Raw genomic sequence first — 21,793 nt, forward strand, 5'->3', positions numbered from 1 at the left:
GCTGATTACGGTTCCGCCCTTACGGCGGGTCACCTTTTTCAAACGCCAAAAAGGTAACCCAAAACGCTTGCTCCTACGTTCGGCCCTCGCGGGCTCGGGTTCCTTCGCTGCGGGACTGATCCGGGCGCAGCGGCGACGGTTTGCTTCGCTGCACCTCCTTCCGCTGTGTCTGGCTGCGCCAGACGGTCACTGCGCTCCCACGCCCGGATCAATCCCTCCACTCAGCCTTCCGACGTCGCCGGTGGATCAAGATCAAGAGCACTCGAGCTTGTGCTCATTGTTGAGTGGGGCGGCTTTGCCGCGGGCAGCTGCGCTGCTTTGCTTTTGTGGGAGCGAGCCTGCTCGCGAAGGCGGTCTGACAGCCAATTCATTTCGAATCGCCAATTCACGCTGCCTTCCTACAGCTTTTTCAGAGTCCTCCGATCTTGAGGCGCTGGCCGTCCAATGCTGTACTCCGGGTTCTGCTTTTCCGAGTCCTTGAGTCTGTCTGATGAAGAAACCACCGACATTAGCTGGCAGAACGGATCCTGTTTTCGACCTGTTGGCCCGCTCGCCCCACAAGCAACGACTTGCGGATTATCTGGCGCTGCTCAAGCCGCTCGATGATCAGGGGCGCTATCTGCCATTCGAGGCGTTGCGCTATCGCTGGGCGGCTGGGTTGGATGCGAATCTTTGTTGGGCGTTGGTGAAGAAGGCGCGGGCGGCCCAGTACATTCATTTGTTGCCGTTGGGCGAGCCGGTGCAGTGGGGCAAATACGTGCCAACGCCGTTGGCGCAGAAAACCTTGGCTGTGGTGGATCGTTACGCCAGTACGGCCGCGCTGGATTACATGACCAGTCAGATCGGCGAGGGGGCGCATTTCTCCTGTCTGCTCAATGACCTGATCGAAGACGAAGCCATCGCCAGTAGCCAGTTGGAGGGCGCGGCGACTACCACGCGCGTAGCCAAGGACATGCTCAAGCATCAGCGCCAGCCGCGGACGCCGGATGAGCGCATGGTCATGGGTAATTATCGAATGATGAATTTCGCTTGGGAAAAGCGTTATGAACCTCTGAGCATTGAGCTGATTGCAGAGATCCATCGAGTGGGTGTGGAGGGGATCGATGACGAGCAGTATTCCCCAGGATTGTTCCGGACCAATGATGAGGTGGTTGTTCAGGATGGTTCAGGCAACACCGTGCACCGACCACCTCCTGCTGCAGGATTGGTTGCGCGGTTGGCGAGGCTGTCCGCCTGGATCAACCGGCCCGCTGCCTCGATTCTGGACAAAAATTATCTGCATCCACTGATCAAGGCCGTGACGCTGCATTTCGCCATGGGTTATGAACATCCATTTCGCGACGGTAACGGGCGGGTCGCGAGAGCCTTGTTTTACTGGTTCATGTTCAAACATGAGTTCGCGGCGTTTCGCTACATTGCGATCAGTCTGCTGCTGCGCAATGCACCGGTGAAATACGGACGCTCCTACCTGCACACCGAGGCGGATGAGCTGGATCTGACTTATTTCATCGAGTTTCAATGCGCGGTTGTTTTGCGAGCCGTGGTCGGTTTTACAACTGTGTACCGCAAGAGTCTGGCAGACACTCAGGACTTTCAGCGCTGGCTGACGAGCTCTGGCGTAATTGCTCAACTGACGGAACGGCAGCGCGCGGTGTATCAGGTGGCTAAAAGCGGGGAGGCGAAGGAGTTTACGGCGAGCAATGTCGCGGAAAATTTTTCCTGCTCGGGTAGCGAGGCGGCGTCGATTCTGGAAGGGCTGGACCAATTGCAGCTTTTTGAGAGAAGGAAGATGGGGCGGGAGTGGGTGTTTTTTTTACGTAGTTCTTTATGTGGAGGCCAGCATGGGAGCGAATTGAATCGCCCCCATGTTGTAACGACTTAAAGCGTACCAAACACTTTCTTCGCCAGACTCGTCGCCGCAGCGGCCGGGTTCTGGCGGATGGTTTCTTCCTGTTTTCCGATCATTTCGAACAAGCCATTCAGCGCTTGCTCGGTGACGTAGTTCTCGACATTGGCGCTCTTCGCGTCCACCACGCCAAACGCAGCAGCTTGACCTGCAAAGGCGTTGTACTTCTGCGCGACGCCGACCTTGTCGGTGGCTTGCTTAACGATGGGCAGGAATTTCGCGCGGATCTGTTCGCGGCTGGATTTGTTCAGGTATTGGGTCGCCGAATCGTTGCCGCCGCTGAGGATGCCTTTGGCGTCGGCGACGCTCATTTTTTTCACCGCGTCGACGAGGATTGGCTGGGCCTGGGTCACGGCGGATTCGGCGGCTTTGTTCATCGCGGTTTCCAGTTCTTCGACCTGGGCGCCCATGCCGAAGGCTTTCATCTTGCTCGCGGCTTTGCCGAGTTTGCCCGGCAGTTCGATTTTCACCTCAGGGTTGTTGCTGAAGCCGCCCGGGGTGCCGAGTTGTTTCACGGCGATCTGGGCGCCTTGGGTCAGGGCGTCCTTGAGGCCGCCGGTGGCGTCTTGCTGGGACAGGTCGTTGAGCGACAGGGCCAGGGCGTTGGCGGAGATCAGCAAGCCGGCGCAGGCGGCGGCGAAGCGAAGGGTAGGGCGGCGCATGGCGGCTTCCTTGTGGCGAAAAATGGATTAACGAACGGCGTCGACGCGAATTTTCAGCGGCTGCGGGTCGTTGCCGTCGAGTTGCACGGCGTGGTTTTCGGTGGTGATGAACATCAGCTCGCCGTTGACTTCAATGCGTGCGCTGATCGAATAACGATGGCCGGGTTTGACCTGCGCCGGATCGTAGCTCAAATGGAATGGCAGCGGCACCTGGCCTTTGATCGGGCCGTTCTGTTGGTCGAGGACGACGGCCGGCGCATCGGCCAGCGACACATCTTGCAGGCTCACGCTCAGGGTCGCGCTCGGGGGCAGGGCGATGCGTTGCAGGTAAAAGACCTCGCCGTCGAGGCTGGCCTTGCCGGCAGGGGTGGTCGATTGGCAGGCGCTGAGCAGGGTGGCGGCAGCGAAGGTCAGCAGTTTTTTCATGGGTGGAGCTCCTTTCAATGTGGGAGCGAGCCTGCTCGCGAAAGCGCTGGTTCAGTCAAAATAAATGTCGACTGACACTCCGCCTTCGCGAACAGGCTCACTCCCACAGGGGTAAGACATCAAGCCTCAGGCTGTGGCGTGACCTGATCCGCTGCATCTTCACTGCGATGCAACGCGACCTGGCGGATCGACAGGCGAATCTCCGCCGGCAACACGCGCTTGGCCGCGCCTTCGGCCAGCTCGCCAAGCAGCTCGTGGTAGCTGAGCTTGCCGGCTTCGTCGCGGCGCAGCACGTCGAGGTCGAGCAGAGTCTGGATGAAGTGGCGGAACAGGCTCTTGTCAAAAAACTCTGGTGCGTTCAAACCGTGGAGGATCGACAGGCGCTGGGCCATGACCGTGCACAGGTCTTCCAGCTCTTCGGCGCTGATGCTGTTCTGGCCGCTGTTGAGCAGCAGGGACACGGTCATGTAGAAGCGCTGCAGGGTCTGCGCGATGCTTTTCGACAGCAGCGTCAGCAGCACGAAATGCCGCGAACTCGGCGCCGGACGCAGGTACAGGTCTTTCTCGAAACGCAACAAACCCTGCTCGACGAACGCTTCCAGCCACTGGTCGATCACTGCATCAAGTTCGTCCAGGCTCCAGCGGATAAACAGCTCCGATTGCAGGTACGGATACAGCGCGCGGGTGTAGCGCAGGATCTGCTCGCGGCTCATGCGCGAGGTGCTCTGGAAGAAACTCGCCAGCAACGAGGGCAGAGCGAAAATGTGCAGGACGTTGTTGCGGTAGTAAGTCATCAGGACCGCGTTCTGCTCGTCCAGATAAAGAATCTTGCCCAGCGCATCGTTCTGCTCAGCGAGCAGATCCATGTCTTTCACATGCTCGATCAGCGCCCGGCCATCGCCTTCCGGCAAGGTTGTGTGTGGCGAATACGGGACTTTACGCAGCAATGCCAGATACAGATCCAGCACCCGCGCCATGGCTCGATCATCCAGGGCCAGACGCGTGGTCGAGAGCAGGGCCAGCGCTACCAGATTGACCGGGTTGATCGCCGCCGCTTCGTTGAGGTGCCGGGCGACTTTCTCGCCGAGGCGGTTGGTGGTTTCGTTGAGCCACGCCGGTTTGAACTGCGGGCCGAGCTCCTGCCGGCGCCAGTCCGGTTGCTCGGCGTCAAGGAATTCCGCCAGTTTGATCGGCTCGCCGAAGTTCACCGCGACCTGGCCAAAGCGCTGCTTGAGCGCGCCGATCACTTTGAAAATGTCGAAGATCGATTCTTTTTTCTTGCTCGCCCCGCGCAGTTCGCCGAGGTAGGTGCGGCCTTCGAGTACGCGTTCGTAACCGATGTACACCGGCACGAAGACGATCGGCATCCGCGACGAACGCAGGAAGCTGCGCAGGGTGATTGCGAGCATGCCGGTCTTCGGTTGCAGCATGCGCCCGGTGCGCGAGCGGCCGCCCTCGACGAAATACTCGACCGGGAAGCCTTTGGTGAACAGGGTGTGCAGGTATTCGTTGAACACCGAGGTGTACAGCGGATTGCCCTTGAAGGTGCGGCGCATGAAGAACGCACCGCCGCGACGCAGCAGGCTGCCGATCACTGGCATGTTCAGGTTGATCCCGGCGGCGATGTGCGGTGGGGTCAGGCCGTTGCGGAACAGCAAATAGGAAAGCAGCAGGTAGTCGATATGGCTGCGGTGGCACGGCACGTAGATCACTTCGTGGCCCTGCGCGACGTTCTGCACGCCCTCGATGTGGTTGACCTTGATGCCGTCGTAGATTTTGTTCCAGAACCAGCTCAGCACCACTTCGAGAAAACGGATCGCGGTGTAGGTGTAGTCCGAAGCGATCTCGTTGCCATAGCGCAGGGCCTGGGCCTTGGCTTTTTCCGGTGAGATTTTTTCGCGCTCGGCTTCGTCGAGGATCGCCTGTTTGACCAGCGGCTGGTTGAGCAGGCCTTTGACCAGATTGCGCCGGTGAGAAATGTCCGGGCCGATCACCGCAGCTTTCAGGTTGCGGAAGTGCACGCGCAGGATGCGCTGGGCCATGCGCACGGTGCGCTCGTGGCCCTTGTTGTGATCGATCAGTTCGCGCAGGTGGATAGGCGCGGAAAACTGCACGCGGGTTTTACGCCCGAGGACGATGATGCTCAGTAGCCGGCGCAGGCGTCCGGTAACGGCCCAGCTGTCGGCGAACAACAGTTTCCACGGACTGTTTTCGCTGTCCGGCGACTGGCCCCAGAACACACTGACTGGAATGATCTGCGCGTCTTCGGCAGCGTTCTGCGTCAGTGCGCTGACAAGGCGGGTCAGGGTCGGCGGCGCACCACGTTTGTCCTGGCGGCCGAGCCAGTCCGGATCCGGCGTCAGGTAGAAAAACGCCGCTGGTTCGATGAGTGAACCCACCGATACCGCCAGCACCGGGCGTGGCAGACCGGCCTTGGTGCACTCGGTGTCAACCACCGCCAGATCGGTCAGCGAAGGGTTTTGCAGGACGTAGAACACCGGACGACTGCGGTCGAGGTTAAGAGTGAACGACGACTGATTGATGGTCTCGGAGCGAACCCAGAGATACAACAGGCGGCGCAGGGTGCCAAACACAAGACGGCGGAACGGGGAACGGGTCATACGGCTTCTGCGTGAGTGAATAAAACCGAGCAGGCGCTCGGGCGGTCGATAGTGTGACGGATTCGCTGAAAATCGGCAAAAAAGCGCCGAAGTAATCTCCTGTTGAGAGTTTCTTCACCTGTCATATACTCGGCGGTCTGTTGCCGGTGCCCTGTCATGGACGTCGGACGCAGGCTGACGTTCCTCAAAGGCTTTCCTGCGAAAAGCCCGTTCAATAATAAAAAAGGAGTATGAACAGATGGCAACACGCGAAACCGGCAACGTGAAGTGGTTCAACGACGCCAAAGGCTACGGCTTTATCCAGCGCGAAGACGGGGTGGACGTGTTCGTGCACTACCGCGCGATTCGCGGCGAAGGGCACCGCTCGCTGACTGAAGGTCAACAGGTCGAGTACGCGGTGATCACCGGCGAGAAGGGGTTGCAGGCGGAAGACGTTGTAGGCCTGTAACACAAACCTCCAGAACGCTAAAAACCACTGTGGGAGCGAGCCTGCTCGCGAATGCGGTGTATCAGTCACCATTCATATCGGCTGACACTGCGCATTCGCGAGCAGGCTCGCTCCCACATGGGCCCTACGTTGCCCGTGGTTAGGCGGTCTTCCAGGTGATCTCTTCTTCTCCGTCTTCGCTGATGCGAATCCAGCGATCGGCGGTTTCTTCACCTTCTTCTTCGACCCAAGTCCCCGGTGCACAGCGCACTTCGACGTTCAGTGCGGCAAAGGCTGCGCGGGCGCAGGCAATGTCGTCGTCCCAGGGAGTCTGGTCGCTTTCCAGGTACAGGCTGTTCCACTTGCCCACGGCTTTCGGCAGCCAGGTCACCGGCACATTGCCGGCCTTGCACTTGTACGTCTGGCCTTTCTGCACCCAGTCGCTGCACGGGCCCAGCGCTGCGCCGAGCCAGGCGGAAATGGCCTTGTGGTCGACGTCGGCGTCTTTCAGGTAAATCTCGATGTCCGGTTGGCGCATGGATGTCCTCGCTGCGGGTCTGAAAAATCCATTCGCGGATTTAGCCGGCCCCGGGCCTGTGCCCGAGACCCAAAGTTATTGAAGAACGAAATAATCGTAGCGCATCGACACGGTGGTCTCGAACGGCTCGGCCTGTTCGATCACCGTCGCACGACGCTCGGCACTGGCACGCCAGCCGTGGGGCGTCATCGCCAACAGGTTGGCGCGGTCCTCGGGCTTGTCCAGGGTCAGTTTGAATTCCAGCGTTTCGCTGTGTGCCAGCGCCATGCCTGCCGGCACCAGCGCCAGATGCTTGTCGTCGGTGTACTCGCGCACTTCGTCGTACAGGCGTTCGCGCAATTCCATCAGATGGCCGCGAGTCGGGCCGACCTTCATCAGGCCGCCGCCGACGCTGAGCAGACGCTTGGCTTCCTCCCAATCCAACGGACTGAAGACGCTGGCGAGAAACTGGCAACTGCCTGACGCCAATGGCACGCGGGCCATGCTCGCGATCAACCAGGTAATCGCCGGGTTGCGCTTGCAGGCGCGTTTGACGGCTTCGCGGGAAATGTCCAGCGCGTAGCCGTCAGCATTGGGCAAAGCCTCGGCGATTTGCGCGGTGTAGTAACCCTCGCCACAACCGATGTCGACCCAGCGCTCCGGCGCAAAACTGGCCGCCAATTCCGCCAGACGTTTGGCCACTGGCGCGTAATGTCCGGCGTTCAAGAAATCGCGACGCGCCTCGACCATGGCCTGATTGTCGCCCGGGTCGCGGCTGTTCTTGTGCTGCACTGGCAGCAGGTTCAGGTAACCCTGACGCGCACGGTCGAACCGATGCCCGGCGGGGCAGACCACGCCGTTGTCCACCGCATTGAGCGGTTCACTGCAGATCGGGCATGCGAGCATCAGGCGAGCAACTTGATCAGGGTCTGGTAATAGATTTCGGTCAGCACATCGAGATCGGCTGCCAGCACGCGTTCGTTGACCTGGTGGATGGTCGCGTTGACCGGGCCCAGTTCAACCACTTGCGTGCCCATGGTCGCGATGAAACGGCCATCGGAGGTGCCGCCGCTGGTCGACGCCTTGGTTTCGCGACCGGTGATGTCCTTGATGCTCGACGACACCGCATCGAGCAGCGCGCCCGGTTCGGTGAGGAATGGCAGGCCGGACAGCGCCCAGTCGATGTGCCAGTCCAGACCATGCTTGTCGAGGATATCGGCAACGCGTTTCTGCAGGCCTTCGACGGTCGACTCGGTGGAGAAGCGGAAGTTGAACACCGCCACCAGATCACCGGGAATCACGTTGGTCGCGCCGGTGCCGGAGTTGAGGTTGGAAATCTGGAAACTGGTCGGCGGGAAGAAATCGTTGCCGTGGTCCCAGTGCTCGGCGGCCAGCTCGGCCAGCGCCGGAGCGGCGAGGTGGATCGGGTTCTTCGCCAGATGCGGGTAGGCCACGTGACCTTGCACGCCTTTGACCGTGAGCTTGGCGCCGAGGGAGCCGCGACGGCCGTTTTTCACCACATCGCCGACCAGCGTGGTGCTCGATGGCTCGCCAACGATGCACCAGTCCAGACGCTCCTTGCGCGCGACCAGACGTTCGACCACAGCCTTGGTGCCGTGATGCGCCGGGCCTTCTTCATCGCTGGTGATCAGGAAAGCGACCTTGCCCTTGTGGTTCGGATAGTCGGCGACGAAGCGTTCAGCGGCGACTGTCATCGATGCCAGGCTGCCTTTCATGTCTGCCGCGCCACGACCGCAGAGCATGCCATGTTCGTCGATCACGGCATTGAACGGATCGATCTGCCATGCAGTAACCGGACCGGTCGGCACCACGTCGGTGTGGCCGGCGAAGCACAGCACCGGGCCGTCATTGTTGCCGTGAGTGGCCCAGAAGTTATCCACATCTTCGATGCGCATCGGCTCCAGGGTGAAACCGGCATCGCCCAGGCGCTGCATCATCTGCTTCTGGCAGTCGGCATCGACCGGGGTCACGGAAGGACGGCGGATCAGGTCGATGGCCAGTTGAAGGGTCGGCGATAGGTCGGCGTGGGCCGTCATGTAATAACTCCGGGTGCGCACGGTAAACCTGTAGGAGCTGCCGAAGGCTGCGATCTTTTGATTTTTGTTTTTCAAAATCAACAGCAAGATCAAAAGATCGCAGCCTTCGGCAGCTCCTACCGAGTTTGTTGGCATTGAAAAAGGCGATCATTCTAAAGCAAAACGGCGGCCCAAAGGCCGCCGTTTGACGTTATCCGTGACCGATTATGCTGCTGCCGGCTCAGCCTTGGCCGCCGGTTTGGGCAGCGACGACAGGAACGCCATGATCAGCGCCGCCAGATACGGCAGCGACTGCACCAGCAGCATGGTCACCCAGAAACGCATGTCATTGCTCGGAATGCCCTGCACCAGGAAAATCCCCAGCGCCGCGCCCCACAGCAACAGCATGATGAACAGCTCTTCGCGCGCTTCGCTGATCGCCACCCAGAAACCGTGGTTGTCGGCGTTTTTCGGCGTGCGGAAGAACGGAATGCTGCTGGTGAAGAAACCGTACAGCACCGCTTTTGCGATGGTGTGCGACAACGCCAGCCCGGCCAGTGCCGCGCAGAACGCATCCTTCAGATTCACACCGACGGCGCGGCGATAAAGGAAGATGATCTTGCCGACCTTGAACACGAACAGCGCCAGTGGCGGGATCGCGAAAATCAGCAACGGCGGATCGACCCGTTGCGGCACGATGATCATCGCCGCCGACCACAGCAACGCGCCGACGGTGAAGAAGATGTTCATGCCATCGGCGACCCACGGCAGCCAGCCAGCGAGGAAGTGATAACGCTGACCGCGAGTCAGTTCGGTGTCCTTGCCGCGCAGCAGGCTGCGGGTGTGGCGCTTGATGATCTGAATTGCGCCGTAGGCCCAACGGAAACGCTGCTTCTTGAAGTCGATGAAGGTATCCGGCATCAGGCCCTTGCCGTAGCTGTCGTGGTAATACGCCGCCGACAGGCCTTTCTCGAACACGCGCAAACCGAGTTCGGCGTCTTCACAGATGCACCAGTCAGCCCAGCCCAATTCTTCCAGCACGGAACGGCGGGTCATGGTCATGGTGCCGTGCTGAATGATCGCGTCACGGTCGTTGCGGGTGACCATGCCGATATGGAAGAAGCCTTTGTATTCGGCGTAGCAGAGCTTCTTGAAGGTGCTTTCGTTCTGGTCGCGATAATCCTGCGGCGACTGCACCACGGCGATTTTCGGGTCGGCGAAGTGCGGCACCATGTGCTTGAGCCAGTTCGGGTGCACGCAGTAATCCGAATCGATCACCGCAATGACCTCGGCATCCTTGGCGGTGTGCGGAATCAGGTAATTCAGCGCGCCGCCCTTGAAACCGGCCAGCGGCGAAACGTGGAAGAACTTGAAGCGCGGGCCGAGGGTTGCGCAGTAATCGCGCACCGGTTCCCACACCGCCGGGTCCTTGGTGTTGTTGTCGATGATCAGGACTTCGAAGTCCGGATAATCCAGGGCGGCGAGGGCGTCGAGGGTCTGTTTGACCATCTCTGGCGGCTCGTTATAGCAGGGCACATGGATCGACACTTTCGGCCGGTAATCGGAATCGCCCAGCACTGGCAGGAATTCCCGGCGGCGCTTGTGAATCCACACCGCTTCGGCCAGTTCATGGGCCTCGGTGAGCAGGACGATGAATACCCCAAGTGCACCGAGCGCGAGCAGGAATCCGACCGTGAGGCTGAACCACGTGCTGTATTGCTGGCTGTAGTCGTAACCGATGTACACCAGCACTGAACCGCAGAGGAACGCGATAAACGTCAGGAACGTGCGACCGCGCTGGCGCAGGGCTGAGCCGTCGATCATCAGCAGGGTCAGCGAGAGCAGCGCCAGTACCACCGAGCCGATCGCTAGTACGCGCCATTGCGGAATCGCCACCACCGGGCCTTCGAAATTGAATTTCTGCTGACGCGCGGCGTTGAACACGCCCCAGTAGGCGCCGACCGAACCTTCGTCGCTGGCCTTCCACGGCTGATCGAACGCTTCGATCACGAAGTAGTTGAAGCCTTGGCGATTGAGCTTGTTGACCAGCGTGCGCAGGTAAATCGCCTGATCCGCCGGCGACGCGTCAGCGCCACCGCGCATGCGACCGTTGCTCGGCCAGCCGACCTCGGACAGCAGCAGCGGTTTTTTCGGAAAGAGTTTTTTCAGATCGCGGGCGCGGTCGAAGACGAACTGGCCGGCCTTGTCCACCGGAATGAATTCCCAGTAGGGCAGGACGTGGGCGGCGATCAAATCGACATGTTTGGCCAGTTGCGGGTATTTCTCCCAGATGTGCCATTGCTCGGAAGTGGTCACCGGTACTTTGACGGCAGCGCGCACCCGATCCAGCAGAACGATCAAGGCCTCAGGAGTGATTTCTTCACGAAACAGCGCCTCGTTGCCGACTACCACTCGTACGACGCTGCGCGAGGTGTTGGCCAGTTCGATGGCTTTGGTGATTTCCCGCTCGTTGCGTTCCTGATCCGGGCTGATCCAGATGCCGAGGGTGACCCGCAGGCCGAATTCTTCAGCCAGTTTCGGGATGTCTCCCAGCGAACCGTCGACCGAATAGATCCGGATGTTGTCGGTCAGCTTGCTCATGATTTCCAGATCACGGCGCATTTCATCGTCAGACGGATACTGATCCTTCTGTGGGAATTGGCCTTGCTGGAATGGCGAATACGAGAAGCCGGAGATTTGCTGCGGCCAGTTCGGCGCCGTGACCGGGCGATTGACCAGCGCCCAGAAACCGGTGAACAAGGCAGCGATGGCCAGCACCACCACCAGGTTGAGTCCAAATTTACGCGATGACATAGCTGTTTCGGGTTCCAAAGGCTGTGGAACGAAGGATCGGTCGGATAGACGCCCGAGGGGCGCGCATCCTACACCGGCGGTTAACCAGTCGTACAACTGACGGGAAAATGCGTGACATTGGGCAGCCGTCTCTGACTTAAGTTCTTACACTTGTCGCTTGCAGCTTAAAACTTGTCGCTGCGTAGCCCTATAATGCGCGCCGGTTTTGGGGTAATGGTCATGAGTACAGAAGATCCGCGGTTTGCAGGCATCGCCCGTTTGTATGGCATCGAGGGCCTGGAACGCTTGCGCGCCGCCCATGTGGCGATCGTCGGCGTCGGTGGCGTCGGTTCCTGGGCGGCGGAAGCCATGGCCCGTTGCGGGGTGGGCGAGATTTCGCTGTTCGACCTCGACGACGTCTGCGTCAGCAATGCCAACCGCCAGTTGCACGCCTTGGACAGCACTGTCGGCAAACCCAAGGTCGAGGTGATGGCCGAGCGTCTGCGCGGGATCAATCCTGATTGCACGGTGCACGCCGTGGCCGATTTCGTCACCCGCGATACCATGGCCGAATACATCACGCCGAACATCGACTGCGTGATCGACTGCATCGATGCGGTCAATGCCAAAGCGGCGCTGATCGCCTGGTGCAAACGGCGCAAGATCCAGATCATCACCACCGGCGGCGCGGGCGGGCAGATCGATCCGACGCTGATTCAGGTCTGCGATCTGAACCGCACCTTCAACGATCCCCTGGCTTCGAAAGTCCGTTCGACGTTGCGCCGGGACTACGGCTTTTCCCGCACCGTGACCCGTCACTACAGCGTGCCGTGTGTGTTTTCTACCGAACAGCTGCGCTACCCGAAACCGGATGGCAGCATTTGTCTGCAGAAGAGTTTTGTCGGCGACGGCGTGAAGCTCGACTGCGCCGGCGGGTTTGGCGCGGTGATGATGGTCACGGCGACGTTTGGTATGGTCGCGGCGACCAAGGCTGTGGACAAGATTGTGGCGGGTGTGCGGCGCCCTTCAGACCGAGTAAAAGCTCAGGCTTGATGTTGGGGCTGCTGGCTTCTTCGCAAGCAGGCTCGCTCCCACAGGGAAACGTATTCCAATTGTGGGAGCGGGCCTGCTCGCGAAGGCGATTAGCGCGCCAACTCATTCATCCGCTGAAGCACCGCATTCAGGCCATTGCTGCGCGAAGGCGACAACTGCCGCGACAAGCCCAACTGATTGAACCACTCCGGCAAATCCACCTGCTGTAACTCCGCCACCGACAACCCGTTGACCCGCAACAGCAGCAACGCCACCAATCCCCGAATCATCCGCGCATCGCTGCTTGCCTTGAACTGCCAGTGTCCGTCGCGCAACTCACCGACCAGCCACACCTGACTCTCACAGCCATGCACCCGGTTGGCCTCGCACTTTTGCGTGTCATCCAGCGCCGGCAGACGATCACCAAACTGCATCAGCAGCCGCGCCCGCTGTTCCCAGCCCGCCGCAGTCTGAAACGTCTGCAGCGCTTCGGCCGCTTCCACCGGCAGGCTCATCGCAACATCTCCAGGGCCTGATCCAGCGCCTCGAAAAAGCGCTCCAGATCTTCCGAGTCGTTATACAGCGCCAGCGACACGCGAATCGCGCCAGCCAGTTCGAAGCTTTTCATCAGCGGCATGGCGCAGTGATGCCCGGCGCGCACGGCAATGCCTTGTTCGGTGAGCAGGTGCGCCAGATCAGCGTTGTGCACGCCTTCGACGACAAAACTGGCCAGCGCCAATTGCGGCTTGCCCAGCAAGCGAATGCCATTGCGGGCGGCGAGGCCGCGCAGCAGATAGTCGTGCAGTGCCGCTTCATGGGCAGATACGGCGTCCTGATCCAAACCGGCCAAGTAGTCCAGGGTGGCTCCGAGGCCGATGACACTGGCGATCGGCGGTGTGCCGGCCTCGAACCCCAACGGCGCCGGACGGAAGCGCGAATCCTGATAGTTGGCGTCGAGCACCATCTCGCCGCCGAACTGGCATGGCTGCAACTGCTCCAGCGCAGTATTGCGCCCGAACAGCACGCCGAGGCCATCGGGGCCGTAGAGCTTGTGGCTGGAAAACACATAGAAGTCGCAACCCAGCGCCTGCACGTCATGCCGACCATGCACCACGCCTTGGGCGCCATCGATTACAGTCAGCGCGTTCTGCGCCTTGGCCATGCCGAGCAAAGCGGTCAGTGGCTGCCAGGCACCAAGCACGTTGGATAATTGGCTGACGGCCAATAAACGTGTGCGCGGGCCGATCAGATGCACGGCAGCGGCGAGATCGATCAGGCCTTCGGCATCCAGCGGCAGGATCACCAGTTTCAGATTGCGCCGTTTTGCCAGTTGCTGCCACGGCAGCAGGTTGGCGTGATGCTCCAGAGCGCTGATGACGATCTCATCGCCCGGATTGAAAAGATGTTCAAGACCGTAGGCGAGGAGATTCAGCGCACTGGTGGCACCGTGCGTGAAGACGATCTGACCGCTGTCACCGGCATTCAGCCATTGGCCAACCTTGCGCCGACTGTCTTCGAACGCTTGCGTCGCGTGAGCGCCGGGCAAGTGTTGCGCACGGTGCACATTAGCCGCGCCGTTGGCGTAGTAATGCGTTAGTGCGTCGAGCAGGGCTTGTGGTTTTTGCGTGGTGGCGGCGCTGTCCAGATAGGTCTGGTCTTGCCGTTGCAGCGCGGCGATGGCCGGGAAATCGGCGCGCCAGGGGGAGGGGATCATCATGTGTTCAGCCCTGTGAAATTGGGCGGGGTGTACGCCAGACCTTGTGGGAGCGAGCCTGCTCACGAAAGCGTTCTTGAGGACGCCAAAAGCTTCGCGAGCAGATCGCTCCAACAGGTGTGAAGCGCTTAGTTGTGAGCGTGCAGCGCTTCGTTCAGTTCGATCGCCGATTTGTGGGTCTTGCATTCCACCGCACCGGTTTCCGAATTGCGACGGAACAGCAGATCAGTCTGACCAGCCAGCTCGCGCGCCTTCACAACCTTGACCAGATTGTTGTGCTCGTCGAGCAGCGCAACCTTGGTGCCGGCGGTCACGTACAGACCCGACTCGACAGTGTTGCGGTCGCCCAACGGAATACCGATACCGGCGTTGGCGCCGATCAGGCAGCCTTCGCCGACCTTGATCACGATGTTGCCGCCGCCCGACAGAGTGCCCATGGTCGAGCAACCGCCGCCCAGGTCCGAACCCTTGCCGACGAAGACGCCAGCGGAAACGCGGCCTTCGATCATGCCCGGGCCCTCGGTACCAGCGTTGAAGTTGATGAAACCTTCGTGCATGACGGTGGTGCCTTCGCCAACATAGGCACCCAGACGCAGACGAGCGGCATCAGCGATACGCACGCCGGCCGGTACGACGTAGTCGGTCATTTTCGGGAACTTGTCCACCGAGAACACTTCCAGCAGCTCGCCGCGCAGACGCGCTTCGAGTTGCATTTCCGCCAGTTCACTGAGGTCGATCGCGCCCTGGCTGGTCCACGCTACGTTCGGCAGCAGCGGGAAAATGCCAGCCAGGCTCACGCCGTGCGGTTTGACCAGACGGTGCGACAACAGATGCAGCTTGAGGTACGCCTCAGGTGTCGAGGTCAGTTGTGCATCTTCTGCCAGCAAAGTGGCGACCAGCGGCTTGTGGCTTTCGGCCAGGCGGGTCAGCAGCTTGCCTTGCACAGCGTCAATGCCTTTCACGGCTTCAGCCAGTTGCGCTGCCTGGGCGGTGGTGAAGGTGATGGCCTGGTTGCCTTCGCTGTAACCGAGGATCGGCGCGACGGCTGCGACCAGTTCAGCCGAAGGATTGAGCAGTGGCTGTGCGTAGAACACTTCCAGCCATGCGCCTTGACGGTTCTGGGTGCCGACACCAAAGGCGATGCTGAACAGGGAATGGGACATGTGAATACCTCTACAAAGAGTGACGGGCTGCTTACTTCAGAGCGGCCGCGTAGATATCTGGCTTGAAGCCAATCAGGGTTCGGTCACCGAGATCGAGCACCGGGCGCTTGATCATCGAGGGTTGTGCGAGCATCAGATCGATAGCTTTCGACTGGTCGAGATCGGCTTTGCGTTCGTCGTCGAGCTTGCGAAAGGTCGTGCCGGCGCGGTTCAACACGGTTTGCCAGCCGTGCTCGTCGCACCATTGGGTCAGGTGCTCACGGTCAATGCCGGCAGTCTTGTAATCGTGAAAGTCATAGCTGACAGCGTGTTCATCGAGCCAGGTGCGCGCCTTTTTCATGGTGTCGCAGGCTTTGATGCCGAAAAGGTGCAACGTTTTACTTGAAACGGCCAAGGAATCGCCCCCTTTACAGGTGCTGGAAAAAAATGGTGACGGATTATGCCATGACCGGACGGTTTCGCGGCGCCTCAGGTCGATTTGGCAATGCAAAACCCCTGTAGGAGCTGACGAGTGAAACGAGGCTGCGATCTTTTGATCTTGTTTTCAAAGATCAAAAGATCGCAGCGTTCCGCAGCTCCTACAAAAGCGAGGGCTGCGACATAGGTGCAACGGTCAGCCACAGCCTAAGGCGCTAATATGGCAGTTCAACGCTGTCGATCGCCTGAGATTTTGGTTTTATGCAAACTGCTTACACCGTCCTCATCCTGCTGATGCTGGTCAGCGTCTCGCGCCTGGTCGGGCGGGTCATCCCGCTGCCGTTGCCGCTGGTGCAAATCGCCGCCGGTGCCTTGCTCGCCTGGCCGACGTTGGGCCTGCACGTCGCCCTCGATCCCGAGTTGTTCCTGTTTCTGTTCCTGCCGCCACTGCTGTTTTCCGATGGCTGGCGCATGCCCAAACGCGCCTTCTGGCAATTGCGCGGACCGATCCTGACCCTGGCCGTCGGCCTTGTTCTGTTCACCGTGGTCGGTGCCGGTTATTTCATTCATTGGCTGTTGCCGACGATTCCGTTGCCGGTGGCCTTTGCCCTGGCAGCGGTTTTGTCGCCGACCGACGCCGTCGCAGTTTCAGCGATTTCGCAGAACCGCTTGCCGACGCCGCTGATGCACATGCTGCAAGGCGAGGCGCTGATGAACGACGCCTCGGGCCTGGTGACTTTCAAGTTCGCCCTCGCTGCGGCGGTCACGGGCGTGTTCTCGCTGACCAATGCCAGCCTGACATTCGTCGCGGTGGCACTGGGAGGCCTGGCGGTCGGCGTAGCGTTGAGCTGGCTGGTCGGGCGCCTGCGCGCGTGGATGATCGCCCGGGGCTGGGACGATCCGGCCACTCATGTGGTGTTCATGTTGCTGCTGCCGTTCGCTGCGTATGTATTGGCCGAACGTTTGGGTGCTTCAGGGATTCTGTCGGCGGTAGCGGCGGGGATGATGCAGAGCTGGCTCGATCTGTTGCCACGCCAGACCAGCACGCGCTTGCTCAATCGCAGTGTCTGGGCGCTGCTCGAATTTGCGTTCAATGGCTTGATCTTCCTGCTGCTCGGCCTGCAATTGCCAGACATCATCAAAGCCGTGGTCAGCCACGAACCAACCTTGTGGCCGACGCTGTTCTATCGCTGTCTCGATGTGTTGGCGATCTTTGTGGCACTGGTGCTGCTGCGGTTCATCTGGGTGCAAAGCATCTGGCGCCTGTCGGTGTTGTTTCGCCGATGGCGCGGCAAGGGCGAGCTCACGCAAGTGCCGACGGCGCGTTCATGCTGGTTGCTGACGGTGGGCGGTGTGCGCGGGGCGGTCACGCTGGCGGGTGTGATGTCGGTGCCGATGCTGATCGGCGCCGATGCGTTTCCCGAGCGTGATTTGCTGATCTTCATTGCCGCCGGAGTGATTCTGCTGTCGCTGGTCTCGGCTTGTATCGCGCTGCCCTTGCTGCTGCGCGGGATCGACAAAAGTCCCGACGACAAGCGTCGTCAGGAAGTGCGCGATGCCTGGCGCAAGACTGCCGAAGCAGCGATCCATTCGCTGGAGACCGAAGAAGTCGTGCCGCAGGATGCTGCGCAAGCGGCGCTGGCGGCGGAGCTCAAGGCGCGGATCATGTCCGAATATCGCCATCAACTCGACGTTTTCAACGATTCTGCCGAAGCCCAGGCGCTGGCATTCCAGATGGATCTGCTTGAACGGCGACTGCGGTTGAAAGCGCTGCGCGCGCAACGCCTGGAACTGTACAGCCTCAGTCGTCAGCACCAGATTGGTGATGATGTGTTGCGAGAAGTGCTCGGGGAACTGGATTTGAGCGAGGCCAATCTGGGACAGGTCAAATAACCGCTTGAGCGCTTGCAGCAGGAGTTCTGCCGCAAGCGCTCCGGGCTCACTTCTGGCGGGTGATGAAATCACGAATCCGTTCGGCGGCTTCGACGCATTCTGCCAGCGGCGCAACCAGCGCCATGCGCACCCGGCCTGCCCCCGGATTGACACCATCGACATCGCGAGACAGGTACGAGCCCGGCACCACGGTCACATGCTCCTGTTCGAACAGATCACGGCAGAACGCCGCGTCATCGCCTTTTACGTTCGGCCACAGATAGAAGCTGCCATCCGGGCGCTGCACGTCCAGCACCGGGCTGAGAATGTTAAGCACTGCATCAAACTTCTCGCGATACAGCGCACGGTTGGCGCGCACGTGCACTTCGTCATTCCACGCAGCGACGCTGGCCATTTGAGTCTGCACCGGCATCGCGCAGCCGTGGTAAGTGCGGTAGAGCAGGAAGCCTTTGAGGATGTCGGCATCGCCGGCAACGAAGCCCGAACGCAAGCCCGGCAGGTTGGAGCGCTTGGACAGACTGTGGAACACCACGCAGCGCTTGAAGTCATTCCGGCCGAGTTCGACGCAAGCACTCAGCAGGCCGGGCGGCGGGGTCTGTTCGTCGAAGTACAGTTCGCTGTAGCACTCGTCGGCGGCGATCACGAAGTCGTACTGGTCCGCGAGGGCGATCAGTTTCTTCAGGGTCTCGACCGGAATCAGCGCGCCGGTCGGATTGCCCGGCGAGCACAGGAACAGGATCTGGCAACGCTGCCAGATCTGCGGCGCTACCGCGTCGAAGTCCGGATTGAAGCCGTTTGCATCGAGGCACGGCAGGTAATGCGGCTTGGCCCCGGCGAGGAACGCCGCACCTTCGTAAATCTGATAGAACGGGTTGGGGCTGACCACCAGCGCATCATCACCACGATTGACCACGGTCTGGGTGAAGGCGAACAGCGCTTCACGGGTGCCGTTGACCGGCAGCACGTTGCGCGCCGGATCGATCCAGCCGTTCGGCACACCGAAGCGCCGCTCGCACCAGCCGGCGATGGCTTCGCGCAGGGCCGGAATGCCGAGGGTGGTCGGGTACACCGCCATCTGATCCAGATTGTTCGCCAACGCTTCGGCGACAAAGCTCGGTGAACGGTGTTTCGGCTCGCCAATCGACAGCGCGATCGGGCGTTTGTCCGGGTTAGGCGTAACGCTGCCGAGCAGGGCGCGGAGCTTTTCGAACGGGTACGGCTGGAGCTGGTTCAGAGCGTTGTTCATGGGGGCCTCGGTCGATGTCGGAGGGCCCGGCGCAATATCAGGCTGGAACGAGCTCTGTGAGAGCGAGCCTGCTCGCGAAGAGGGTGGCTCATTCAACATTGGTGTGTGCTGAATGACCGCTTCGCGAGCAGGCTCGCTCCCACAGGATTTCATTGTCAGGCTGTCATTGGCGCTGGTCGGTCCGACAGGGAAAATTCATTGATTCAGATACTGATCCGCGAAAGCTTGATATCCGGTTCCTGATTGACGCTCAGCTGTTCGACGATCGCGTCCTGCAAGCGGCTGCACAGCAGCGGATCGGACAGCGGCTGGTTGTGTGCGTCGGTAATGAAGAACACGTCTTCCACGCGCTCGCCCAGGGTCGCAATCTTGGCGTTCTGCAGCGACAGGTCGAACTCGAGGAAAATCCCTCCGACCCGCGCCAGCAGGCCCGGCCGGTCAGGCGCGGTCAGTTCCAGCACGGTCACCGGACGCTGGGCGTCGTTGTGAATGGTGACCTGCGGGGCAAAGGCAAAATGCTTGAGCTGACGCGGCACCCGGCGCTGAATGATCGTCGGGTAGTCGTCCGGGTTGCGCAGGGCTTCGGTCAGGCCTTCGCGGATCTGCTTGATCCGCGTCGGGTTGTCGCCGATCGACTCGCCTTCGTTGTCGAGCACGATGTAGGTGTCGAGGGTGAACTGGCTGCTCGAGGTGATGACCCGGGCGTCGTGAATGTTCAGGTTGAGCTGATCCATCGCTGCCACGGTCACGGCGAAGAAATCGTGCTGGTCCGGTGCATAAATGAAGATCTGCGTGCCGCCCTCGAACTCGCGTTGGGTGGTTTCCTTGATCAGCACCAACGGCCCGCCATCGACCGGTTGCTGCAGGATCGCATCGCTGTGCCAGGCTACATCGCCGGCGGTGTGGCGCAGGAAATAGTCATCGCCCAATTGCGCCCACAGTTGCTCGACGTCGTCCGGGTCGGTGCCGCCGCGCACCAGGATGTCCAGCGCCGCACTTTGCGTCTGGCGAATCTGTTCTTCGCGGTCCACCGGATTTTCCAGGCCCCGGCGCAGGGCCCGTTTGGTTTCGGTGTAGAGCTGGCGCAACAGGCTGGCGCGCCATGAATTCCACAGCGTCGGGTTGGTCGCGTTGATATCGGCCACGGTCAGCACATAGAGGTAGTCGAGGCGCGTTTCATCGCCGACCGCCTGAGCAAAGTCGTGGATCACCTGTGGGTCGGACAGATCCTTGCGCTGCGCAGTGGTGGACATCACCAGATGGTTCTGCACCAGCCAGACGATCAGGCGGCTGTCCCACACCGGCAACTGATGGCGCTGGCAGAACGCCTCGGCATCGACCGCGCCGATCTCCGAGTGATCGCCGTGCCGGCCCTTGCCGATGTCGTGGTACAGGCCTGCCATGTAGATCAGCTCAGGCTTGGGCAGCTTGGCCATGAGCTTGGCCGCCAGCGGAAATTTCTCCGAAACCTGGGTGTACTGCAGTTTGCGCAGGTGCTTGATCAGATTCAGCGTGTGCGCATCGACCGTATAGATGTGGAACAGGTCGTGCTGCATCTGCCCGACGATAAAGCCGAACTCCGGCAGATAGCGCCCGAGAATGCCGTAGCGGTTCATCCGCCGCAGATTGCGGTGGATGCCGATCTTGCACTTGAACAATTCGATGAACAGGCTGGTGTTGCGAATATCGTTGCGGAAGTTGTCGTCGATCAGGTGCCGGTGCTCGCGCAGCAGACGAATGGTGTCGGCGCGCACGCCTTTGATTTCCGGCTGCTGGGCCATCAGCACGAAAATTTCCAGCATGGCGAACGGCGTGCGGCGGAACACATTGTCATTGCGCGCTTCGATGTAGCCGTCATGCAGCTGGAAGCGTGAATTGATCGGTTGCGGCGGCGCTTCGTCTTCCGGGGCGAGGATGACTTCCTCGAAGTGCTGGATGATCAGATCGCTCAACTGGGCAATGCTCATCACCGTGCGGAAATACTGCTGCATGAAGTTTTCGACCGCCTGTTTGGCGTCGTCTCCTTCAAAACCGAGCAGGCCGGCAATGGTGCGCTGATGATCGAACAGCAAGCGGTCTTCGGAGCGGCCGGCGAGCATGTGCAGGGCGTAGCGCACTTTCCAGAGGAATTCCTGGGAGGAGGCGAGCAGGGCGTTTTCGCTTTCGACCAGAAACCCTTCGCCGGCGAGGGCGCGCAGGTTCAGGGTGCCGTACTGACGGCGGGCCACCCAGAGGATCGTCTGAATGTCGCGCAGGCCGCCGGGCGAACCTTTGACGTTGGGTTCGAGGTTGTACTCGGTGTCGTTGTATTTGTGGTGGCGAGCCTTCTGTTCGGCACGCTTGGCCAGGAAGAATTCCTTGGCCGGCCACATGTGCGAGGTGCTGGTCACTTCGATCATGCGCTGGCGCAGACGCTCGGGGCCGCAGATGGTGCGGCTTTCCATCAGGTTGGTGACCACCGTCAGGTCGGCGCGGGCCTCTTCGGCGCATTCGTCGACCGAGCGCACGCTCTGGCCGACTTCCAGACCGATGTCCCACAGCAGCGTCAGAAAGCGCTCAATGGAATCGCGGAAAACTTCGTGGTCGGCACTGTCGAGCAGGATCAGCAGATCAATGTCGGAATACGGGTGCAACTCGCCGCGACCGTAGCCGCCCACTGCCACCAGAGCGATATCGGCATCTTCGCTCCAGTTGAACTGCTCCCAGGCCTTTTGCAGGATGTTGTCGACAAACCAGGCGCGGTCCTCGATCAGGCGGCGGATATCGCGGCCATTGCGAAAACGTGTGTCGAGGACCTCGCGGGCCTGGCGGATCGCCTTCTTGAACGCCGCGATGGGACTCGCTTTGAGGGCCAGTTCAGCCTGGAACTGACCGCGGTCGAAGAGTTCGGGATCCACCTGCGGCATCGATTGGCTTTCCTTCTATAGGCTGGGAACGTTC

General features: G+C 60.6%; 17 protein-coding genes. 4 read left to right on the forward strand and 13 right to left on the reverse strand.

All coding sequences use genetic code 11. The features are described from left to right. The first annotated feature begins 490 nt into the window (after positions 1-490). Positions 491-1,882: a Fic family protein gene (locus tag AB4N53_RS25150; RefSeq protein WP_460124415.1), complete on the forward strand. Its 1,392-nt coding sequence runs from the start codon at positions 491-493 to the stop codon at positions 1,880-1,882. Here AB4N53_RS25150 and AB4N53_RS25155 read toward each other — a convergent pair. The 3 genes from AB4N53_RS25155 to plsB form a co-directional block, all read right to left on the reverse strand. After that, positions 1,879-2,568 carry a DUF4197 domain-containing protein gene (locus tag AB4N53_RS25155; RefSeq protein WP_460124418.1) on the reverse strand — a complete coding sequence of 230 codons (690 nt, stop codon included), beginning with the start codon at positions 2,566-2,568 and terminating at the stop codon, positions 1,879-1,881. The two genes, AB4N53_RS25150 and AB4N53_RS25155, sit on opposite strands and share 4 nt — an antisense overlap. Before the next feature lie 27 nt (positions 2,569-2,595). After that, positions 2,596-2,994 (reverse strand): YbaY family lipoprotein, encoded by a 399-nt coding sequence (locus AB4N53_RS25160; RefSeq protein ID WP_460124421.1) that lies wholly within the window; start codon positions 2,992-2,994, stop codon positions 2,596-2,598. A 119-nt stretch (positions 2,995-3,113) separates the two neighbouring features. Continuing rightward, positions 3,114-5,615: a glycerol-3-phosphate 1-O-acyltransferase PlsB gene (gene plsB, locus AB4N53_RS25165; RefSeq protein WP_460124424.1), complete on the reverse strand. Its 2,502-nt coding sequence runs from the start codon at positions 5,613-5,615 to the stop codon at positions 3,114-3,116. A gap of 238 nt (positions 5,616-5,853) precedes the next feature. Between plsB and AB4N53_RS25170 the strand changes: the two genes are divergently transcribed. Then, a complete protein-coding gene (locus AB4N53_RS25170) occupies positions 5,854-6,063 on the forward strand; it encodes a cold-shock protein (RefSeq protein WP_007908870.1) in 210 nt (69 codons plus the stop codon). A gap of 139 nt (positions 6,064-6,202) precedes the next feature. On the opposite strand, the gene AB4N53_RS25175 is transcribed toward AB4N53_RS25170, so the two are convergent. From AB4N53_RS25175 to AB4N53_RS25190, 4 genes are all read right to left on the reverse strand, one after another. Beyond that, positions 6,203-6,580, reverse strand: a complete 378-nt coding sequence (locus AB4N53_RS25175) for a hypothetical protein (RefSeq protein ID WP_115146380.1) — start codon at positions 6,578-6,580, stop codon at positions 6,203-6,205. A gap of 75 nt (positions 6,581-6,655) precedes the next feature. After that, on the reverse strand, positions 6,656-7,465 hold the full coding sequence (locus AB4N53_RS25180) for a putative RNA methyltransferase (RefSeq protein ID WP_460124429.1): 810 nt from the start codon (positions 7,463-7,465) through the stop codon (positions 6,656-6,658). Next, the gene (gene dapE / locus AB4N53_RS25185) at positions 7,465-8,616 is read right to left on the reverse strand and encodes a succinyl-diaminopimelate desuccinylase (protein WP_258707662.1); all 1,152 of its coding nucleotides are present in this window, start codon (positions 8,614-8,616) and stop codon (positions 7,465-7,467) included. Before dapE ends, AB4N53_RS25180 begins: the two co-directional genes overlap by 1 nt. Positions 8,617-8,820: 204 nt before the next feature. Next, complete coding sequence (locus AB4N53_RS25190) at positions 8,821-11,409, reverse strand: glycosyltransferase (RefSeq protein WP_400557060.1); 2,589 nt, start codon at positions 11,407-11,409, stop codon at positions 8,821-8,823. A gap of 213 nt (positions 11,410-11,622) precedes the next feature. Between AB4N53_RS25190 and tcdA the strand changes: the two genes are divergently transcribed. Further along, on the forward strand, positions 11,623-12,441 hold the full coding sequence (gene tcdA / locus AB4N53_RS25195; protein WP_460124434.1) for a tRNA cyclic N6-threonylcarbamoyladenosine(37) synthase TcdA: 819 nt from the start codon (positions 11,623-11,625) through the stop codon (positions 12,439-12,441). 89 nt (positions 12,442-12,530) lie between these two features. Here tcdA and AB4N53_RS25200 read toward each other — a convergent pair whose 3' ends face one another. From AB4N53_RS25200 to AB4N53_RS25215, 4 genes are all read right to left on the reverse strand, one after another. Then, on the reverse strand, positions 12,531-12,935 hold the full coding sequence (locus AB4N53_RS25200) for a SufE family protein (RefSeq protein ID WP_460124437.1): 405 nt from the start codon (positions 12,933-12,935) through the stop codon (positions 12,531-12,533). Next, positions 12,932-14,137 (reverse strand): aminotransferase class V-fold PLP-dependent enzyme, encoded by a 1,206-nt coding sequence (locus AB4N53_RS25205; protein WP_460124440.1) that lies wholly within the window; start codon positions 14,135-14,137, stop codon positions 12,932-12,934. The genes AB4N53_RS25200 and AB4N53_RS25205 overlap by 4 nt, the downstream gene beginning before the upstream one ends. A 125-nt stretch (positions 14,138-14,262) precedes the next feature. Then, entirely contained in the window at positions 14,263-15,297 is a 1,035-nt protein-coding gene (gene dapD, locus AB4N53_RS25210) for a 2,3,4,5-tetrahydropyridine-2,6-dicarboxylate N-succinyltransferase (RefSeq protein ID WP_460124443.1), read from the reverse strand. A 31-nt stretch (positions 15,298-15,328) separates the two neighbouring features. Next, positions 15,329-15,637: an arsenate reductase gene (locus AB4N53_RS25215; protein WP_460145142.1), complete on the reverse strand. Its 309-nt coding sequence runs from the start codon at positions 15,635-15,637 to the stop codon at positions 15,329-15,331. Between the two features lie 338 nt (positions 15,638-15,975). Between AB4N53_RS25215 and AB4N53_RS25220 the strand changes: the two genes are divergently transcribed. After that, positions 15,976-17,607, forward strand: coding sequence for a Na+/H+ antiporter (locus AB4N53_RS25220; RefSeq protein WP_460124449.1), 1,632 nt, complete (start codon positions 15,976-15,978; stop codon positions 17,605-17,607). Positions 17,608-17,653: 46 nt separating this feature from the next. Here the strand turns inward: AB4N53_RS25220 and dapC are convergent, their stop codons facing one another. Both dapC and AB4N53_RS25230 read right to left on the reverse strand, forming a co-directional pair. After that, a complete protein-coding gene (gene dapC / locus AB4N53_RS25225) occupies positions 17,654-18,853 on the reverse strand; it encodes a succinyldiaminopimelate transaminase (protein ID WP_460124452.1) in 1,200 nt (399 codons plus the stop codon). A 203-nt stretch (positions 18,854-19,056) separates the two neighbouring features. Beyond that, positions 19,057-21,759 carry a [protein-PII] uridylyltransferase gene (locus AB4N53_RS25230; protein WP_460124455.1) on the reverse strand — a complete coding sequence of 901 codons (2,703 nt, stop codon included), beginning with the start codon at positions 21,757-21,759 and terminating at the stop codon, positions 19,057-19,059. Positions 21,760-21,793: the final 34 nt, after the last annotated feature.

The organism is Pseudomonas sp. H3_E04, assembly GCF_054668915.1.

Excerpts from the sequence above, each read along its gene's own strand:
- AB4N53_RS25150 (WP_460124415.1), top strand. The coding sequence starts at position 491 with ATGAAGAAACCACCGACATTAGCTGGCAGAACGGATCCTGTTTTCGAC.
- AB4N53_RS25155 (WP_460124418.1), bottom strand. The coding sequence starts at position 2,568 with ATGCGCCGCCCTACCCTTCGCTTCGCCGCCGCCTGCGCCGGCTTGCTG.
- AB4N53_RS25160 (WP_460124421.1), bottom strand. The coding sequence starts at position 2,994 with ATGAAAAAACTGCTGACCTTCGCTGCCGCCACCCTGCTCAGCGCCTGC.
- plsB (WP_460124424.1), bottom strand. The coding sequence starts at position 5,615 with ATGACCCGTTCCCCGTTCCGCCGTCTTGTGTTTGGCACCCTGCGCCGC.
- AB4N53_RS25170 (WP_007908870.1), top strand. The coding sequence starts at position 5,854 with ATGGCAACACGCGAAACCGGCAACGTGAAGTGGTTCAACGACGCCAAA.
- AB4N53_RS25175 (WP_115146380.1), bottom strand. The coding sequence starts at position 6,580 with ATGCGCCAACCGGACATCGAGATTTACCTGAAAGACGCCGACGTCGAC.
- AB4N53_RS25180 (WP_460124429.1), bottom strand. The coding sequence starts at position 7,465 with ATGCTCGCATGCCCGATCTGCAGTGAACCGCTCAATGCGGTGGACAAC.
- dapE (WP_258707662.1), bottom strand. The coding sequence starts at position 8,616 with ATGACGGCCCACGCCGACCTATCGCCGACCCTTCAACTGGCCATCGAC.
- AB4N53_RS25190 (WP_400557060.1), bottom strand. The coding sequence starts at position 11,409 with ATGTCATCGCGTAAATTTGGACTCAACCTGGTGGTGGTGCTGGCCATC.
- tcdA (WP_460124434.1), top strand. The coding sequence starts at position 11,623 with ATGGTCATGAGTACAGAAGATCCGCGGTTTGCAGGCATCGCCCGTTTG.
- AB4N53_RS25200 (WP_460124437.1), bottom strand. The coding sequence starts at position 12,935 with ATGAGCCTGCCGGTGGAAGCGGCCGAAGCGCTGCAGACGTTTCAGACT.
- AB4N53_RS25205 (WP_460124440.1), bottom strand. The coding sequence starts at position 14,137 with ATGATGATCCCCTCCCCCTGGCGCGCCGATTTCCCGGCCATCGCCGCG.
- dapD (WP_460124443.1), bottom strand. The coding sequence starts at position 15,297 with ATGTCCCATTCCCTGTTCAGCATCGCCTTTGGTGTCGGCACCCAGAAC.
- AB4N53_RS25215 (WP_460145142.1), bottom strand. The coding sequence starts at position 15,637 with ATGAAAAAGGCGCGCACCTGGCTCGATGAACACGCTGTCAGCTATGAC.
- AB4N53_RS25220 (WP_460124449.1), top strand. The coding sequence starts at position 15,976 with ATGCAAACTGCTTACACCGTCCTCATCCTGCTGATGCTGGTCAGCGTC.
- dapC (WP_460124452.1), bottom strand. The coding sequence starts at position 18,853 with ATGAACAACGCTCTGAACCAGCTCCAGCCGTACCCGTTCGAAAAGCTC.
- AB4N53_RS25230 (WP_460124455.1), bottom strand. The coding sequence starts at position 21,759 with ATGCCGCAGGTGGATCCCGAACTCTTCGACCGCGGTCAGTTCCAGGCT.